General features: G+C 67.5%; 15 protein-coding genes and 2 pseudogenes. 8 read left to right on the forward strand and 9 right to left on the reverse strand.

From position 1 onward, the window contains the following. Nucleotides 1-38: 38 nt before the first annotated feature. Nucleotides 39-596 (forward strand): helix-turn-helix domain-containing protein, encoded by a 558-nt coding sequence (locus tag ENC19_RS13390; RefSeq protein WP_164447530.1) that lies wholly within the window; start codon nt 39-41, stop codon nt 594-596. A 230-nt stretch (nt 597-826) separates the two neighbouring features. Here ENC19_RS13390 and ENC19_RS13395 read toward each other — a convergent pair whose 3' ends face one another. After that, the gene (locus tag ENC19_RS13395) at nt 827-2,260 is read right to left on the reverse strand and encodes a PepSY-associated TM helix domain-containing protein (RefSeq protein ID WP_164447531.1); all 1,434 of its coding nucleotides are present in this window, start codon (nt 2,258-2,260) and stop codon (nt 827-829) included. 85 nt (nt 2,261-2,345) lie between these two features. Here ENC19_RS13395 and ENC19_RS13400 point away from each other — a divergent pair, with 85 nt between their 5' ends. Continuing rightward, entirely contained in the window at nt 2,346-2,921 is a 576-nt protein-coding gene (locus tag ENC19_RS13400; RefSeq protein WP_164447532.1) for a DUF5134 domain-containing protein, read from the forward strand. Nucleotides 2,922-3,115: 194 nt separating this feature from the next. Here ENC19_RS13400 and ENC19_RS13405 read toward each other — a convergent pair whose 3' ends face one another. The 7 genes from ENC19_RS13405 to ENC19_RS13435 form a co-directional block, all read right to left on the reverse strand. Beyond that, the gene (locus ENC19_RS13405; RefSeq protein ID WP_164447533.1) at nt 3,116-4,336 is read right to left on the reverse strand and encodes an ATP-grasp domain-containing protein; all 1,221 of its coding nucleotides are present in this window, start codon (nt 4,334-4,336) and stop codon (nt 3,116-3,118) included. Between the two features lie 82 nt (nt 4,337-4,418). Further along, a complete protein-coding gene (locus tag ENC19_RS13410; RefSeq protein WP_164447534.1) occupies nt 4,419-6,122 on the reverse strand; it encodes an ABC transporter ATP-binding protein in 1,704 nt (567 codons plus the stop codon). Between the two features lie 107 nt (nt 6,123-6,229). Continuing rightward, nucleotides 6,230-7,954: an ABC transporter ATP-binding protein gene (locus ENC19_RS13415; protein ID WP_164447535.1), complete on the reverse strand. Its 1,725-nt coding sequence runs from the start codon at nt 7,952-7,954 to the stop codon at nt 6,230-6,232. A gap of 133 nt (nt 7,955-8,087) precedes the next feature. Beyond that, the gene (locus ENC19_RS13420; RefSeq protein WP_164447536.1) at nt 8,088-9,116 is read right to left on the reverse strand and encodes a PLP-dependent cysteine synthase family protein; all 1,029 of its coding nucleotides are present in this window, start codon (nt 9,114-9,116) and stop codon (nt 8,088-8,090) included. Further along, complete coding sequence (hisC, locus tag ENC19_RS13425; protein WP_164447537.1) at nt 9,113-10,267, reverse strand: histidinol-phosphate transaminase; 1,155 nt, start codon at nt 10,265-10,267, stop codon at nt 9,113-9,115. The genes ENC19_RS13420 and hisC overlap by 4 nt, the downstream gene beginning before the upstream one ends. After that, on the reverse strand, nt 10,264-11,241 hold the full coding sequence (locus ENC19_RS13430; protein ID WP_164447538.1) for an ornithine cyclodeaminase: 978 nt from the start codon (nt 11,239-11,241) through the stop codon (nt 10,264-10,266). Before ENC19_RS13430 ends, hisC begins: the two co-directional genes overlap by 4 nt. 29 nt (nt 11,242-11,270) lie before the next feature. Then, nucleotides 11,271-12,635: an alanine racemase gene (locus tag ENC19_RS13435; protein ID WP_208020895.1), complete on the reverse strand. Its 1,365-nt coding sequence runs from the start codon at nt 12,633-12,635 to the stop codon at nt 11,271-11,273. Between the two features lie 191 nt (nt 12,636-12,826). Between ENC19_RS13435 and ENC19_RS13440 the strand changes: the two genes are divergently transcribed. From ENC19_RS13440 to ENC19_RS13455, 4 genes are read left to right on the forward strand one after another with little or no spacing between them, the layout of a single operon-like run. Continuing rightward, nucleotides 12,827-13,852: an ABC transporter substrate-binding protein gene (locus ENC19_RS13440; RefSeq protein WP_235944777.1), complete on the forward strand. Its 1,026-nt coding sequence runs from the start codon at nt 12,827-12,829 to the stop codon at nt 13,850-13,852. Nucleotides 13,853-13,865: 13 nt separating this feature from the next. Further along, a complete protein-coding gene (locus ENC19_RS13445) occupies nt 13,866-14,963 on the forward strand; it encodes a FecCD family ABC transporter permease (protein ID WP_164447539.1) in 1,098 nt (365 codons plus the stop codon). Next, nucleotides 14,963-15,769, forward strand: coding sequence for an ABC transporter ATP-binding protein (locus tag ENC19_RS13450; protein ID WP_164447540.1), 807 nt, complete (start codon nt 14,963-14,965; stop codon nt 15,767-15,769). The genes ENC19_RS13445 and ENC19_RS13450 overlap by 1 nt, the downstream gene beginning before the upstream one ends. Nucleotides 15,770-15,796: 27 nt before the next feature. Next, nucleotides 15,797-17,044 carry an MFS transporter gene (locus ENC19_RS13455; RefSeq protein WP_164447541.1) on the forward strand — a complete coding sequence of 416 codons (1,248 nt, stop codon included), beginning with the start codon at nt 15,797-15,799 and terminating at the stop codon, nt 17,042-17,044. Between the two features lie 104 nt (nt 17,045-17,148). Here ENC19_RS13455 and ENC19_RS13460 read toward each other — a convergent pair. Continuing rightward, nucleotides 17,149-17,540, reverse strand: a pseudogene (locus ENC19_RS13460) (SCO5389 family protein). Between the two features lie 60 nt (nt 17,541-17,600). On the opposite strand from ENC19_RS13460, the pseudogene ENC19_RS30230 reads away from it, so the two are divergent. Both ENC19_RS30230 and ENC19_RS30235 read left to right on the forward strand, forming a co-directional pair. Further along, nucleotides 17,601-17,774: pseudogene (locus ENC19_RS30230) on the forward strand (class I SAM-dependent methyltransferase); the annotation flags it as partial. Nucleotides 17,775-18,045: 271 nt separating this feature from the next. Continuing rightward, nucleotides 18,046-18,258: a hypothetical protein gene (locus ENC19_RS30235; protein WP_235944778.1), complete on the forward strand. Its 213-nt coding sequence runs from the start codon at nt 18,046-18,048 to the stop codon at nt 18,256-18,258. Nucleotide 18,259: the final 1 nt, after the last annotated feature.

Genomic DNA, 18,259 nt, shown 5'->3' on the forward strand with positions numbered 1-18,259 from the left:
CGCTTGCGAGATCCGCAAAACACCCTCATGCTGAGAAGATGAACGACCGCAGTGAGGTGGAGCGGCTGGCGCGCACCCGGCTGCGGAGCATCCGCACCACGCTCGGCTACTCCCTCGAGGAACTCGCCGAACGCACCAACCTCAGCCCGTCGACGATCAGCCGGGTCGAAACGGGCAAACGGACACTCAGCCTCGATGTGCTCGTGCCCTTGGCCAACGCGCTACAGGTAAGCCTCGACGTCCTCTTCGAGCCAACCAGCGACGAGGACGTGGTGATCCGCCCCGTGCAGCACCGTTCGGGTTCGCGCACCACGTGGCCGCTGAGCCGCGTCGACGGACGCACCATGGCGATGAAGGTCCGGTTAGAGCCCGAGGCGACGATGCCGGCCCAGCGGGTCCATCCCGGGTACGACTGGTTCCTCGTGCTCGATGGCAGGGTGCTGCTGTGGCTCGGTGAGCGGCAGATCGAAGTCGAAAAGGGCGAGGCAGCCGAGTTCTCGACGATGACCCCGCACTCGATGACAGCCCTCGACGAGCCGGCCGAGCTGATCATGATCTTCGACCGCGAGGGGCAACGCGCACATCTGCACCAGTAAGCCTGAAACCGGGCAGGACGGGACCGGCATGACGTGCCGATGACGCCGCGCCCTCATCGACGCGGCACCTCCGACGTTGGGCGGCCCGCCCTACGCACTCGACGAAGTGTGCAGCCACCGCGAACGCAGCCAGCGGACCGGCCACGTCGAGTGGCTGCACACCATCGAGAGGGACGACCAGGAGTGTCTGACGTGACGCCGGACAGATCAGGCCGGGCCGTCGCCGAGGTTCACACCGTACCGAAGAAGCTCCTGAGTGCCGGCACCCGGCGAATCAGGAGTTGGTCCAGTGCGAGGATCACCAGCAGCGACAGACCGAACAGGGGCAGGAACACGCCGAGGACGGCCATCGCGGCGAGCAGGAGCCAGTTGCCCCAGATCGGAAGTTCCCCGCGGGGTGCGGCCATCCCGGAGGCGGTGCCGCGGCGGGTCCACCACATCATCGGTCCGGTGACGCACATGAAGATCACGGCGAGGCAGAACAGCGTGGACAGGATCTCGTTGGCGACGCCGAGACGCCGTCCCTCGTGCAGGGCGATTCCGTGGGACACGACCTTGGCCATGGCGCTGTAGTCGGCATAGCTGTACTGGCCGACCTTCTCGCCGCTGTACTGGTCGACGTGGACCGTTGTCTCCTGGGTGACGTCGGACTCGGCGGGGTTGCCGACGTTGTACCACTGGCTGCTCATCACGCTGAAGACGCCTGTTTCGCCTTCGGGATACATGATCAGGTACGGCCCGGGAGCGCCCTGTGCCTGCGCCGTGGCGACGGCCTTGTCGATCGAGATCGGTGTGCCGGCGCCGGTGCTGGTGCCCTGCGGCGCGTTGCCGGAGGCCCATCCGGCGGGCGCCGACTGGCCGTCGCTGTTCTCGATCTGCTGCCGGATGGTGGACTCGGCACCGGGATCCTCGCCCCAGAGCGAGATGTTGCCGTGCACGGCGAGTTCCGACGCTTTGGCGCCCCAGAAGCCGGTCCACGGCAGGCCGGAGATGACGAGCAGCAGGACGCCGAGGCCCACGGGGAGCCCGACGATGGCGTGCCAGCCACGGACCCGGGCACCGCGTCTGCCCTTGGCCTGGGCGCCGCTGCGGGCCTTACGGCCGAGGAAGAAGATGATGAACCCGGTGATCGTCAGCACGATCCCCCAGGAGGCGCCGAGCTCGACGATCCGGTCTCCCACGCCACCGTCGCCGATGAGCAGGTCACCGTGGATGCGCTCGGCCCAGGTGGAGACGAGTTGGTCCTGACTGAGCGCGCCGGTGACCTCGGAGGTGTAGGGGTTCACGTAGACGTTCGTGGTGCTGCCGTCCTCCTGAGCGGCGACGAACAGGGTGGCACGGTCGCCGACGCCGTCCTGAACGGACAGGATCGAACGATCCGGGAACTCAGCGCGAACAGCCGCTTCCTGGGCGGACAGCGTGACCCTCTGGGCACCCTCGACCACGGAAACCTTCAGCACCCCGGGATGCGTGAGGGAGTCCACGTCGTCGCGGAACATGTAGATCATGCCGGTGACGGAAAGGGCGAAAAGCACCGGGATGACGATGATCGAACCGTAGAAGTGCCAGCGCCAGAACGCGGCGAACCAGTTCGTCCTGCGGACTCTCGCGGTAGGCGCGGGCGTCTCCGCGGGAGGTGGCGCTTCGGTCTCTGAGACGGTCATCGAGGTGGGCCTTTCAAGCGTCGCCGGTCGCCCGGTTCACATGGTCTAAGTTGTAGTCGTGCTCGAGGCCCCATGGGTTCCCGTATTGACGGTCGTCTTCTTGCTGACCGGTCTCGTCTGCGTCGCCGACCTCGTCGTCCGCCGCCGGGCGGTTTCCCGTGACCAGCCCTTCTCCGATGAGGAACTGGTCGGCATCAACCACGGCGTGATGAGCGCGGCGATGATCCTCATGGTCTGGGTGATGGTGGAGGGCGCGGTCGCCTGGGCACAGATCGCGGTCTTCGCGATCCTCGCCCTCGCGCTGCTACCCGCCTACCGACGCACCCGGCATGCATCGGACCGAGCCGATCTGGTCAGTCACGCCGCGATGGACGTGGCGATGATCTGGATGCTCGCGGCCATGCCCACACTCATGTCCGAGTTGGGAACCGGCGGCGCAGGCGCCGGGCACTCCCACGGCGGCGGCGCCTCCGGCGGAGTACCCGTGCCGACACCGGCGTGGGCGGACACGGTCAACATCGCCTTCGTGGTACTCGCCGCCGCCACCGCCCTGTGGTGGCTGTACCGCACCATGACGGCGTCTCGCCACCGGCTGCACTCGCTCAGCTACTCCGTCATGGCCGCTGGCATGGGAACCATGCTGCTACTCATGAACGTGTGAGGTGTCGCCTGGACTCGGCCCGCGACGACGCCACACCGGGCTCCGTCACCGGCGAACCACTCAGTGCCGCCGAACACAGGACTTAGCGTCGACCACTCGCGGCCGGAGCAGAAACACGAAGGTACGCCTGCCTCCGCCGGTGATCCCGGTGGACCTTCACCTACGGCTGGAGGGCCGCAGCACCCCACCTTCGCTCAGGTGACCAGGGTTCCGTCCGAGATGCTGGCCGACGGCTCGCTGCCGGGAAGGACGGCAATCGCCGACCCGAAGTCCGGAAGCAGCGCCGCGTACGCCTTTTCCAACTGGACCTGGCAGGTGGTGTAGTCGTCAGCCACCACAATGGCATGCCCGATTCGGCCGCCGAATCGGGCCGCCGGGGCCTCCGGCGCCGTCCACAGCGACTCGACACCGTCGGGCAGCCGAGCGGGTCGGCTCGTGGGTACGGTGTCTTCGACGGTGTCACCGTAACGGAAGATGATTCCGGCGGTACGTCGCCGCGTGTGCCGCAGCCGCGGTTGTCTCCCGAGCGCCGTGTCGACCGCCGCCGCGACCAGATCGACGCCGGTGGCCAAGGGCACCAGCCGGGAGATCAGGTCACCACCGAGCCGGGCGTTGAGCCCGATCAACCGGGGTCCGTCGGCGGTCATCCGTACCTCGGTGTGGGTGACGCCCTCGCACAGCCCGAGCGCGGCGTGGGCGGCATCGACGGCACGGCGTACCGAGGCCAGGTGCTCGGCCTGCTGAGGAACTGAGATCAGTCGGCTGGCTGTCGCGAGTCCCGGCCCTGGTCCGACGTGCCGGCTTCCGGCCGCGACCACGTGCAACCGGCCGCTGTGTACCAGCACTGACTCGACGCTGATTTGCGGCCCGTCCAGGTACTCCTGCACCAGAGCGCCGTCGTCGCCGGCCGCCCCGGCATAGGCGCGGGCCAAATCCGCCGGGCTGCGAACCAGCCGCACCCCGGTGCCGCCGGTCCCCGAACGCGGCTTGACCACGACCGGGTACCCCAGCTCGGCGGCGGCGCGGAGGGCCTGAACCTCGTCGGTGACCAGGACTGACTGAGCCGACGGCACCCCCGCGGCGGCCCATGCCTGGTGCAGCCGGTGCTTGTCCCGGCAGGCGCGGGCCGACGGCACGGGATGACCGGGTAGCCGCAGCGCGCTGGTGGTGGCCGCGGCGGTCTCGATCCAGGCCTCCTCCCAGGTCAGCACCGCATCTACGGACTCTTTCCGAGCCAGTAGTAGCACGGACGTCAGGTCGTCGGCGGCGATCCGGTGAACCGAGTCGGCGTAGCGGATCTCCCAGGTCGCCAGAGACTCCTGGGCGAGCACCACATCATGCTCGGCGGCCACTGATGCGAGCATGTGCTCGCGGTCCAGGTCACGTCCGCTACCGAGGATCAGGATTTTGGGCATGATGGATCCTTACGTCGCGAGAGCTTCGGGCGATAAATCGGTCTGCGCCGAGTCGGCGGGCCCCGGTCACGTCGAAGAAGGCTCACCCTTCGAGTTGCGAGGCGAGCAGGTCGACGTACGCGCCACCGGCGGCCACGAGTTCCTCATGGGTTCCGGTCTCGATCATTCGTCCCCCGGACAGCATGACGATCCGGTCGGCCGTCCTGATGGTGGAGAGCCGATGCGCGATGATCAATGTGGTCCTGCCGTGCCGGGCTTCGTTCATCGCCTGGTTGACCGCCTGTTCGCTCGCGGCGTCAAGGTTTGACACCGCCTCGTCCATGACCAGGATCGGGGCGTTCTTGAGCAGGGCCCGGGCGATCGCGATCCGTTGCCGTTGACCGCCGGACATGAGCGCGCCGAGTTCACCCGCGATGGTGTCGTAGCCGTCCGGCAGTGTCGTGATGAACTCGTGGGCCTGGGCGGCCCGCGCGGCGGCCTCGGCCTCCTCGTCGGAGGCGTCAGCGCGGCCGAGACGGATGTTCTCCCGCAGACTGGTGTTGAACAGGAACGTGTCCTGCGGAACCAGCGTCATGAGGCGGCGAAGGTCCTCCTGCGGGAAATCGCGAACGTCGTGTCCGCCCACCGAGATAGATCCAGCGGTGACGTCCCAGAACCTCAGCAGCAGGTTGGCGCAGGTCGACTTCCCTGCGCCGGAGTGCCCCACCAGGGCGACCGTATCGCCGGGGCGGATCTCGAAACTGACATCTCGTACTGCGGGGGTCAGGTCGCTGCGGTAGGCGAAGGTGACAGCGTCGAAGCGCACACGCGGCACGATCGGGCCCTCGGGTGGCTGGTTGACCAGGTCCGAGACCGGGGCGGGTGCGTCGAGCAACGTGTTGATGCGGTCCGCTGACGAGGCCACCACGGACAGCTCACGCGCGACCTCGGTCACCTTCAGCACGGGCAGCATCGCCATCGCCGCGAGCACGACGGCGACCGGGAAGAGAGCGCGGTCGAGTTCGCCCGCGACGACGAGCCACGCGCCGAGGGTCAGCACCACGAGTATTCCCAGCAGTGCGATGGTGTCTGTGGCGGCGTACTCGATGCCGCTACGGCGTCCGTGCGCGGACTTCGCTTCGGCCAGCCGGACGCTCTGTTTGCGCAGCAGCCCGAGTCGCTGGGCGTGTGCGCCGAAGTTCACCAGCTCGCGGAGACCCTGAAAGGTATCGGTGTTGTCGGCACTGATCTGACTGAGCGAGTCGCGTAGCTCGTGTCCGTGTCGTTCGGCCTGACGCCGCAACCAAGCCGGTACTGACGCGAGCAGTACCAGCACCGGAACCAGGACGCAGGCCAGCGACCAGTGGAACCAGCCGAGTGCGACGGTGGTCGCCACGGGCACGGTCGACGCGACCGCGAGCGGACTGAGAGTGTGGGCGAAGAACAGCTCGATCTGTTCGACGTCTGCGACCGCGGCGGAGCCGAGGTCGCCGGAACGCCGTTCGAGCATGTAGCCGGGCGAGAGCCGTTCGAAGGCGGTGTACACCTTCGCCCGGGTGTCGGCCAGCGCGCGGAAGGCAGCGATGTGTGCGTAAGTGCTGTCGGCAATGCTCAGGACGACCAGCGGCACGATGAGGGCGCCGAGTGCGATCAGCCAGCCGGTGAGCTGGTCCAGCGGGGCTCCCGTGGCGGCTCGTGCCACCACGTAGGCACCGATGCCGGATGAGGCGAGCAGGAGCAGTTGGTGCAGCGCGCCGGCCAGATAGGCCACCACGATGAGCCGGCGGTGCTCGCCCAGGAGGGGCATCAGGCTCCTCAGCCTGGTGATCAGCGATTGGCCGTGCCCGTCTCCCGTGTCGTGGTCGTGGTCGTGGTCGTGGTCGTGGTCGTGGGAATGAGTGTGGACAGTCAAGGTCATGCGAGCGCACCAGCCTGGGTAGCGACGAGTTCGGCGTAAAGGCCCTTGCGTGCCACCAGGTCGGGGTGGCTGCCGAATTCGACCACCCTGCCGGACTCCATCACCACGATCCGGTCGGCGCCGCGCACGGTGGACAGCCGGTGCGCGATGATGATCGTCGTCCGACCGAGGGTCAGGTCACCGAGAGCCTGGGTGATCTCCGCTTCATTGGCGGCGTCGATACTCGATGTCGGCTCGTCGAGCACGAGCACGGGAGCGTCCTTGAGAAGCGCACGCGCGATCGCGATGCGCTGCCGCTCGCCGCCGGACAGTTTCAGGCCGCGTTCGCCGACGACGGTGTCGAGGCCCCGGGGCAGGCGGGGAATGAAGTCGGCGGCCTGGGCAGCGGTCACCGCACGTCGGATCTCCTCGTCGGTGGCGTCGGGTCTGGCCAGGAGCAGGTTGTCGCGAACGGTGCCGTGGAACAGGTAGGTGTCCTGTGAGACCACGCCGATCATCGATCGCAGGTTACGCAGGGGTAGCTCACGGATGTCGCGATCATTGATGCGGATGGATCCGGCGTCGGTGTCGAAGTAGCGCATGAGCAACCCGATGATGGTGCTCTTACCCGCTCCCGAGCGTCCCACGATGGCCACCCGTTCGCCCGGCGTTATGACCAGGTTGAACCCGTCCAGTGCCGGCGCCCGCCGGGTCGGGTAACAGAATCGGAGATCGCGGAACTCCAGGCCCGGAGGATCGCAGGGCCATTCCGGTGCCGTGGTTGCCGTGTCTTTCACCACCGGTTCCAGATTCAGCACGTCGGCGACCGCGCGGCCGGCTGGGATGGCGTAGTAGGCCGAGTGGTAGGCCGCCTCCAGTTCGGTCATGGGCCGGAACGTCTCGCGGGTGAGCATCAGAATCGTGAACAAGCCCGCGACGCTCACCGAGCCGGTGGCAGCGTGCCAGGCGCCCAGGCCCACCGCGGCCGTGGTGCCGATCGGGACCATCAACGCGCCGATACTGGACGTGCCGCACCAGGCCACCATCAGCCCGATGGAGTCACGGCAGAACGCCTCCCCGCGTTCGATCAACTCTCGACCACGCCGGCCGCTGGCATTGAATGCCTTCAGTGTCGCCATCCCCTGAACAGCGTCCAGACTCTCCGAGTACATGCTTCGGTAGGAGACCGTCCAGCGGCTGCCACGTTCCCTGATCGACTTCTCTCCGGCCAGCTTGGACAACGGGGCAAGCAGCGCACACGCCAGCACGACCAGACCCACCACCGGGTCCACCGCTATCACGTACATCGCAGCGAGACAGGAGCCCAGCACCGACGCCAGCACCGTCGGGACGAACCGACTCAGCAGCGGATCGAGCAACTCCACGGAGTCCACGAGCGTCGACTGCAGGTCACCGGTACGCATCCGCTGCGCCTGCCCGGGACCGATCTCCATCAACTTCAGGGTCAGTCCTTCACGCACCGCCTCCTTGACCCGGGCCGACACCCGCGGCGCCCACGAGTCCCGCACCACGATCAGCGCGATCCGCAGCACCTGCAGCACGCCGATCACCACCAGCGGCGTCGCCAGGCCGGCGATGTCGGCCGACGAGAAGACCGTGGACAGTAGGTCCGCGATCATCAGGCCTTGGCCGACATAGGTCGCTGTCACCAGCAACATCAGCCCGACCAGGCCGGCGATCTCCACCCATGACCGCGGTCGCAGGCCTAGGAACAACTTCACCGTCGACCACACGCCGACACCTCCACACTGACGAGATCACCCGACCGCAGAAACCGGCCATCGTGAGTCGGCCCTACCGTCGCTTACGATAACGGAAACCGTTATCCTTTCAGGCGACAAGCCACGCTTTTGATTAGTGCACCTGCTCGGGTGTCTGTCCGGTTCGGTCGGCCGGGGCGCGACGCAGCATCGATGCGAGCCGGTCGACGACCCGCGCGTCAAACAAGCCGTTGGCCGCCATCCACTCGTCGTTGAAGACGGTGTCGAGGTACTTCTCACCACCGTCGCAAACCAGTGCGACGATGGTGGTCTCCGGTCCTACGCTCTGCGCACGCTCCAGCGCCTTGTAGACCACGCCCCCCGCGGAGCCGCCCACGAGGATGCCGAAATTCCGGGCCAGGTAACGGCAGGTCTCGAAGGCCTCCGAGTCGCTGACCTTGATCCCCTCGTCGATCATGCGGTAGTCGAGGGTGTCACAGATCTCCGACACCACCGGCGTCCCGGTGCCTGACTGGTGGTACGGAGCCTCCTCCCCGCCGAAATTCACGGAGCCCACCGGCTCGACACCGACGATCCGCAGTTCCGGGATGCGTTCCCGCAGGACACGACCGGTGCCGCAGAGCGACCCCCCGGTGCCGACAGCCCCATACAGGTAGTGAATGTCCTCGCCCAGATCGTCGTACAGTTCGCGGGCGAGCGGCCGGTATCCGTTCGGGTTTCCCGGATTACTGTCCTGCGAGGTGCAATACGCGCCTTGCTCGGCCGCGAGCCGGCGAGCCGTGGCGTACCGCTCGGCGGTGGCCAGTCCGTTGTCGTCTCCACCGACGTTCAGCAGCTCGGCGCCGTAGGCGAGCATCCCGCGCAGCTTGTCGACACTGGAATGGTTGTCCACCACGGCGGTGAACTTGTAGCCGCGTTCAGCGGCGATGAGCGCCAGGCCGATCCCGGTGTTGCCGGAGGTGGCCTCGACCAGCCACCCGCCGGGGGCGAGCAGCCCCTGCTCCTCGGCCTCGTCCACCATATTCCTGGCCATCCGGATCTTGGCGGTACCGGTGGGGTTGTACTGCTCCATCTTGAGCAGGACGGTTCCCGCCCCACCCGGCACCGACAGTCTGAGCAGCGGCGTCCGCCCGATCAGATCGGATACCTTGTCCCTGATCATTGCTCACCCTTCGCACAGATTCGCATCAGACAACGCACAAAGACGTCGTTGTCCTCGGGAAGCGACAATGAGGCTCGGATAAAGTTCTCGTACCCCGGCTCACGCCAGGCCTTGACGACGATCCCGACGCGGTGCAACTCCTGTGCCACCCAGTCCGAGCGGCAGCCCGTGTCGATGAACACGAAGTTGGCCGACGACGGTGCTACGCGGAAGCCCGCCTCGCGCAACCCGTCCGTGACCCGAGCGATCTCGAGGCCGGTCCGGCGGACGGTCTCCGCCAGGTGCGCGTGGTCACCCAGCGCGGCGATGGCCGCGTCCTGAGCCAGCTGGTTGACGTTGTAGGGTGCGCGAACCCGGTCCAGTGCCTGGACCAGGGCGGTGTCGGAAGCGACGCCGTATCCCACCCGGACACCCGCCAGGCCGTACGCCTTGGAGAAGGTGCGCAGGACGATCCACGGCCGGTGCTGCTCGCGCAGCAGCGCCAGCCCGTCGGGATAGCCCGGGTCGGGCCGGGCGAACTCGCAGTACGCCTCGTCGAGCACCAGCAGAGCCGACTCCGGGGTCTCGGCCACGAGGTGCGCCAACTCGCCGACGTTGAGCATCGCGCCGGTCGGATTGCAGGGATTGGCGAGGAAGACCAGTTTCGGGCCCGCGGCCAGCGCGTCACGCCAGGCGGATGGGTCGAACCCGAACTCCTCGGTGACCGGGACTTTCTCGACCCGGGCGCCCACCATGCGGGGAAAGATCTCGTGCAGGCTGAAGCCCGGTGCCTGAGTGGTCACGAGGTCGCCCGGATCGAGTACCGCCTGGCACAGCAACTCCAGGATGTTCTCCGAACCGTTGCCGAGGACGACGCGCTCGGCAGGTACCGCCAGGCGCTCCCCGACAGCCTCCGCCAGCCGTCTTCCGGTGGGGTCGGGATAGCGGGAGACGCCGCTGTCCAGACGCCCGCGTACAGCTTCGGCCACCGCCGGCGAGGAGCCGAACGGGCTTTCGTTGTTGGACAGCTTGATCACGTGGGCGGCGCCGCTGAGGACTGCCACCGCATCCGGGTCGGCGCCGGGATCGTAGGCGGGCAGGCCCGCCACCACCCGGCGCACCACGGATGCCGAGGTCGCCGCCGCGACGGCACCGGCCTCGACCGCGCTCACCAGAAATCGACCCGCTGGCCACGCCCGGCCGCCAGCGCGAGGTCGGCGATGTACCGGCCCAGCGCGGCGTCGGTGACCGCCATCCCGCTGTTGTAGGCGAAGACCACATCGCCGGACTCACGTCGAGCCGGTGTCCGGCCGAGCAGGATGTCGGGCAGCTCGCCGTCGATCGGGGGCAGGCTCCCGTCCGGGCCTCGCAGTTTGCCGCAGGTGACCTTCATCTGCGTGATGTCGGTGGCGATCCGGTAGTCGGCGCCGTGGAACACGTCGTGTACGCCGTAGCCGAGCAGGACGGAGATCGATCCGGGCTTGACCCAGTCGCGCTGGACCACCTTCGTCACGGACAGACCGGAGGCGCCGATCAGGATGTCCGCTTCGCCGGCGGCTTTCTGGAGGTCGTCCACGATCTCCACCTCGCGACCGTCGACACTGTTCTGAACGGCCCGTAGACCGTCGGCATAGGTGCCGCACACCTGCAACCGCTCCAGATTCGGAAGCGCCGCGACCAGCATCGGCAGGGCCATCTGCCCCTGAACGCCGGTGCCGATGACCAGGGCGGTGCGAGCGTCCGGGCAGGCCGCGCGGGCGAACAACGCGCTGCTGGCCGACGACCGCAACGGCCCCAGTTTCACCACGTCCATCAGTGCGATGGGCGTCCCGGTGGTGTCGTCGGCGATGAAGATGAACGAGTGGAACCGGTAGTCATCGCGGCGGCGGCTCGGGTCGAACTCGTAGACGGCCTTGAAACACACGGTGTCGCTGCCGCCGTCCCGGGCCACCATCGAGTAGCTGAGCGAGTGATCGTCCGGGTCCTCGATCACCGTCTTGACCGGGTTGTTCGACCCGTTCTCCCGCAGAGCGCGGTAGGCGCCCTCGACGACCTCGAGTACCTGCCGGTAGTCGAAATTCAGCCCTTCCTGCTCCGACTGCGGCAGCAACCACAGCTGTCCGGGGGCGGCGTAGCTCTGTGACATGCGCGGGTTCTCCTTCGTGTCGAGGTTGCTCAGATTCCGTCCAGTCGCCAGCGCGGTGATCCGTGACCGAGCCGGAGGACCGCTTTCAACGGCAGCGCCGTGTCGTGGAACCGGGATTCGAGGAAGTCTGAGTGGTAGCCGGCGGTGTTGAGGTAGACGAGGTGGTCACCGGGGCGTACCGGCCGGGCGAACCCGATCTTGCGCCAGGTGACCATGTCGTTCTCCAGACAGGTCGAGCCCGCGACGCAGGCCGGGAACTCCTCGTCGGCAACAGACTGGGCGGAGAGCAGGATGGGGTCCGGCAGATAGTCGGTGTTGAACCACTGTTCGCAGAGGCTCAGGCTGTTGCCCGCGACGGTGGCGATGGCGTACCCGTCGGTGTCGCGCCGGTCTTCGACCTGTTGCACGCGGAACACGGTGAAGCCGGCCTGATCCAGCAGCGAGCGGCCCGGCTCGACGATGAAGCGGATGCCGGTGCGGACGGCCTTCGCCGACAGGCTCTCGTCGCCGTCGACGGGATGGTTCATGATCATGTGTGCGGCCTGGGTGGTGGGCAGTCCTCCGTACGGATAGAAGTGGAGACCTCTGGACGTCTTGGTCCCGTGGTAGTGGGCCGGCTCGTTGTGCTGAAGGAACTCGTCCCAGAGCCGCGGATCGACGTACCGCATGGGTAGACCACCGCCGATGTTGACCAGGTCGGCGGCCTGTGCGCCGCGCCGCTTGGCGTCGAGGCAGTATCCGATCATCTCGTTCGCCGCCGCCGCCCGTTCCTCGGGCGAGTAGCCGTTGAGGTGGAACGAGAATCCGCGGAGGCTCACGTGTTCGATGAGCTCCAAACACTGATCGACTGCCGCGTCACGCTCGGCTGCGGCCATGCCGAAGCGACTTCCCGGCTGGCTCCCGGTCCGAGCCCGCAGCAGCACCCTGACCTGTCGATGCGCGACTCTCGCGGTGGCGGCCAGCCGGCGGAGTTCGCTGACCGAATCGACGGCGACCAGACAGTCGTGCTGGACACCGAGAGAGTGCAGAGTGTCGTCCTTCTCCGGGCCGGAGATGCCGATCCGGTGTCCGGGCACTCCACCGGCCAGGGCTTTGACCAGTTCGGCGGCGCTGGCGACGTCGACTCCGATGCCGGCCGCGGCGGCCGACCGGACGAAGCAGTCGGCCTTGTTCGCCTTCTTGGCAAACAGGATCTCGACGTCAGCGCCCGTCTCGGCGAACGCCTGCCGCAGCACCGCGATGTTCTCTTCGAAGACCTCCGGCAGCACGACGTGCAGCGGTGAACCCAGGCCGTCCAGGAGTTCGGCAAGCAGGGCTCGATGGCCGTCCACAAGCGTGGAGACCGTGGGATGCCGAAGGGCGGTGAGCGCGAAGGGGTGGACTTCGCTCAGCATCGACTCAGTTACTGATTGCGACGTGGTCACCTCGCCATGTCTACTAGACTTGATAACCATGTGCAATAGGCAATCGATGCTGGTCGCTTCCTCATGATGACCTCACAGAGGGGTGCCGTCGTTGTCGTCCTGAATGGAATTGCCCGCTGTGGCCCTTCGCTGCCGCCGCGCGGGCTGCTAGCCTGCCACTGATGAAAACGACAACGGGTATCAGAGTCATGACTGCTGCGGTGATGCTGGTCCTCGCGGGGTGTTCGAGCGGCGAGCCCTCCGGCGCGCCCGCTCCGGCGGCGTCAGCGGCACCGGGTGGAACGACCTACCCGCTCACCATGAAGAACTGCGGCACCGACGTCACCTTCGAAGCGGCGCCACAACGGGTCGTCACGCTGAACCAGACGGCAGCCGAGATTCTCATCAAACTCGGGGTGGGTGACCGGGTCGTCGGATCGGGTTACGAGATCTACAAGCCACCGGCCGAGATGGCCGAGCCGTACGGAAAGATCCCGCAACTGGGTCCACGCGGAGAGCCGGTCAAGCACGAAAAGCTGCTGGAAGCGCAGCCGGACTTCGTCTACAGCGGTTTCGGGAGCTTCCTCACCGCAGAGCAGGCCGGCGATCGCGAGCAGTTGCACGACCTGGGTGTGGCAACCTACGTCACCGAGTTCGACTGCAGCTACCACGTCAGCGTGCCGGACGCGGACTTCGACATGTTGTACGACGAGTACCGCGCCCTGGCCAAGATCATGAGTGTTCCGGATGCCGGGGAGAAGCTGGCGGCTGAACAGAGGGCCCTGGTGGACCAGGCGGTAGGCACCATGAAGAACAAGGACAAGCCACTGTCGGTGCTGTGGTTCTACTCCACCTACGACGGGACGCCGTGGGCTGCGGGCCCTGGCGGCCTGCCGCAGCACGTCTCCGACCTCGTCGGGGTGAAGAACATCTTCGACGACGCGAAGACCAAGTGGGCCGAGGTGAGCTGGGACGAGGTCGCCGCCCGGAATCCCGACGTCATCATCCTGGCCGACCTGACCAGGGGTGAGCCCAACGACACCGCGGCGGAGAAAATCGCCCTGCTCAAGAAGGACCCGCTCACCAGCAAGCTCGGCGCCGTGACAGGCGACCGGTTCATCACCATCCCCGGCGCCCAGATGGACCCCTCCTACGGCAGTGTGGAGATGGTTCCCGCCCTGGTCGAAGGCCTGAACAAGTTCCGGTGAGCGGCCGACGACCATGACGACGAACCTGCACAAAGCCGCCAGGCGCGCCTCGAACCCGATCGCCGGCGTCAAGCCGGCGCCATCTCGTCTTCGGCGCGCCTCGGTGGCGGCCATCATCCTCCTAGCCACAGTCGGGCTGCTGGCGTCGATCATCGCGGCGTCCCTGTTCGGCAGTGCGAACATCAGCCCTCTTGATGTCGTCTCCACGATCCTGCGGCATATCGGCCTGGGCGAGATCGCCCCGAACCCGCCGCTGCCGAGATTGCTGGACGCGCTGATCTGGGAGTCACGCTTCCCGCGCGTGCTGCTGTCCGCGCTGGTCGGCGCAGCATTGGCCGTCTCGGGAGCGGTCCTGCAGGCGATAACCAGGAACCCGCTAGCCGACCCCTACCTGCTGGGTGTCTCCTCCGGCGCCTCGACCGGGGCGGTTGCCGTCATCCTTCTCGGGATCGGTGGCGGCATCTCGCTGTCAACCGGAGCTTTCATCGGCGGCCTGCTCGCCTTCGGCCTGCTGCTGCTCCTGCTCGGTGGAGGACGCATCGCCAGCCCCACCCGGGTGGTGCTCACCGGTGTGCTCGTCTCCCAGTTCTTCGCCGCCGTCACCTCGCTCATCCTCATGATCAGCGGGGATGCGAACTCCACCCGCGGCTTCACCTACTGGCTGCTCGGTACCCTCGCGGGTGCCAGATGGGACGGAGTGAATTTCACCGCCGTCATCATCCTGGCCGGGGTGGTGGCCATCCTTTTCTTCGCGTCTTCCCTGGACGCCTTCACCTTCGGCTGGGACTCCGCAACAGCCCTGGGCGTCAACGTCACAGCGGTCCGCATCTGGCTGATGGTGCTGACCTCTCTCATCACGGCGGCCGCCGTGGCCGCCTCCGGCGCGATCGGCTTCGTCGGCCTGCTCGTCCCGCACGCGGTCCGCATCCTGGTCAGCCCGATGCACCGCACGTTGCTTCCGCTGTCGGCGGTCGTCGGCGCCATCCTGCTCATCTGGGTGGACACGTTCGCCCGAACGGCGTTCACGCCACACGAACTGCCCGCCGGCGTCATCACCGCGCTCCTCGGCGCGCCGGCCTTCGCGCTGGTCCTCAAGCGTCTGGAGTCCTGATGGGCCGCATCAACGCCACCGAAATCTCCTGGTCGGTCAAGGGTCATCAGCTGCTTGACAACATCGAGATGGCCGCTCACGACGGAAAGGTTGTCGGGCTTCTCGGCCCCAACGGCTCCGGCAAGTCGACACTGCTGCGCCTGCTCGCCGGATTGCGCCGCCCCGACACCGGCACCGTCCGATACGACGACACCAGCCTGCGCGACCTGAGCCGCCGGGTGCTCGCCCGGCGGCTCGCCGTCGTCGAGCAGGACGTGACCGCCCACAACCACGTCAGCGTCCGGCAGGTCGTCGAGCTCGGCCGCACACCGTTCCGGGGCCGCTTCGACGCACTGACCGAGCACGATCAGCGGATCATCGATGCGGCACTGGAACGGGTCGGTATCACCGACAAGCAGCGCCAGAGCTGGCACACCCTGTCAGGAGGCGAGAAACAACGCGCTCAACTCGCCCGTGCCCTCGCCCAGGAGCCCCGGGAGATCCTGCTCGACGAACCCACCAACCATCTCGACATCCGCTACCAGCTCGAACTGCTCGAACTGCTCGGATCGCTGAGGGTCACCTGTGTCGTCGCCCTGCACGACCTCAATCTCGCTGCACGCTACTGCCACCACGTCGTCGTCCTCGACCACGGGCAGGTGTTTGCCGCCGGCACGCCCGCGGCAGTGCTCACCACCGAACTGATCAGATCGGTATACGGCGTTGAGGTACTGGTCGACCGTGAGCCCACCGCGGGCACTCTCCGCATCACCTACCTGGCTGCCACCGCCCCGCGAACAGCTGACGCGACAGCCGTCGCGGGTTGACGTCATCCGTGACTGGAGAACGTACACATGCTTGACAACGCCGTGGCGGTCACTCCCGCGCCGACCCCCCTGCTGCGAAGCCCGTCCTTCGTCCGGCTCTGGACCGGCACGATGGCCTCCGGCGTGGCGACGTGGGCACTGCCGTTCATCCTCGGTCTGGCAGTCCTCGACCGGTCACTGACCGGCGTCGGGCTCGGAGTTCTCCTGGCCACGCGCACAGTGGGTTTTGTCGCCGCCATGCCGGTCGCCGGTGTGCTGGCCGACCGGTACTCCCGGAGGAAGACGGTGCTCTGGTCCGGGCTGACGGCCGCACTCGCCACGCCGGTGATGGCGATGAGTCTGGAGCGGTCGCTGTTGGTGGCCGCAGCCGCGGCGTTCGTAATGGGCGCTGGTCAGGGCGCGTGCCGCCCAGCTTTCCAGGCACTGACCGCCGAGGTGGTCGCCGAGCCACAGCGGCAACAGGCCAACGCCGCCATCACCCTCGCGGTCCGGGTCACCACCCTGGTGGCGCCGACGCTTACCGCGCTGCTGGCCGTAGCCGTCTCCACGCCGGTGCTGCTGTGGGGCGTCGGCGCCCTGTGGTTGGTGGCCGCTTTGGTTCCTCCCCCGGGGAACGATTCGCCTCCACCTTCGACCACCAGGCCGAACATTCTGGCCGACTTCGTCGACGGATTGCGCGAAGCCCGTAGGCATCCCTGGTTCGTTGCCGGCCTGGCCGCGTTGACTGCGGTGATCGCCACCGGGTACTCGGCCACCTTCGTGGTGTTGCCACTGGTCAGCCGGGACCGCTTCGGCAGCGAGGCCGTCCTGGCGGCCGCGATGACCACCTACACGATCGGCGCCCTCGTCGGTGCCATGATCATTGCGAGATGGCGGCCCCGGGCCCAGGGCTGGTCCGCGCTGGCCGGGCTTGCGCTCTATGGACTCGTGCCGCTGAGCCTGCTGCTGCCGGTGAACCCCGTAGTGATCTTCGCCGCGTATGTGCTCGCCGGCATTGGCATCGAGCTGTTCAATGTTCCCTGGTTCACCGCCACCCAGCGCGAGGTCGAGCCCGCCAAACTCGCCCGGGTGTCCTCACTCGATTTCTTGCTCTCCTACGGACTCGCACCGGTCGGTCTTGCGCTCATCGCACCCGCGATCGACCAGTTTGGCGCGACCGTGGTTCTGGCCGTCTGCGCGGTGGTGTGCTTCGCCGCTCCAGCGGCGGCGGCGGTGGTTCCCTCGTCCCGAGGCTTCTCGGCGAGCCACGGCAAGTCGAACGCAAGACTGCAGTAATCAATGGCCTCGTCGGGCGAGAGTGATCGAGGCCCGGTGCCGGCTACCGGCTCGTCGTCCCAAGACCTCCGCGTCACGGCCCCGCTTGCCGGGCGGTGTCCGGCTCAACAGTCGCGCAGCTCAGGAGACTGGTTGAGCAACTGGCCCCGTACGGAGACGAAGCGGCGGTAGGCGTCGGAGTCAACGGCGGAGAGCCGGAACGCCGCGACACGGTGGCAGTTCTGGAAGGCCAGTTTGACACCGAAGTGGTGCTCCAGGCTGGACCGGATGGCGTCGCTGGCCAGGGCGCGTAGGAGTTGGCCGCGTTCGGCCTCGCGCGGCGGTGGGACGACGTTGTCGGCGAAGTCGACGTCGGACGACTCCAGTCGGCCGCCACGCGGCTGACGACCTGCCAGGCGTACGGCAACGATTCACGGACGCAGGCCACGAACTCCTCATCATCGACAGGTCCCGATTCTGCGGCGCGCAACAGGCCCGGTGACACGGTGAGAGACATACTTCTCCTCACACACAGTAACGCCCACGATTGTCGTTGGCGTCGCGGCATGAGCACACCATGTCACCGGCAATCGTGGAGGCGGCCCGGGCGCGGATTCACCGCGAATGGGCGGACCCGCGGATCCGCATCGAGGTCAAGCTCGTCGACATCGATGACGTCAACGTCCTGCGGGAGACGGCCGGTGGGCAGGCTGATCTTGTGTGGGCCTCGGCCATGGTGCACCACCTTGGTGACCAGCAACGCGCCGTCGACGCCCTGGCCGCCCTGCTGGCTCGCGGCGGGCGGCTGGCGCTCGCCGAGGGTGGCCTCCCCGCCCGTCATCTGCCCTGGGACCTTGGCGTCGGCGAGCCCGGGCTGGAGTTGCGGCTGCACACCGCCGAGGACCGCTGGTTCGCCCGTATGCGCGCCGCGCTACCGGCAGCCGACCCATGCCGTACGGCTGGGACGAGGCTCTGCGCCGTGCCGGCCTGGATTCGGCACGACCGCGACCACCCTTTCCGAGTTGTCCCCGCCGCTTGCGCCGCCCCAGCGGCGCGCTGTCGTCAACGGCCTCGCCAGTCGCATCGGCCGGCTCCGCGACACCGGCCTGCTCACCCCCGGCGATCTGCACACCTGGGACCGGCTCCTCGATTCGGAAGATCCGGTCTGGCTCGGCAACCGCCGCGACGTGTTCCTTCTCGAGGCGCGCAGTGTCCATGTCGGCCGGCGCGGTTGAC

This window comes from Verrucosispora sioxanthis, from assembly GCF_010560025.1.
Classification (GTDB): Bacteria; Actinomycetota; Actinomycetes; order Mycobacteriales; family Micromonosporaceae; genus Micromonospora; species Micromonospora palythoicola.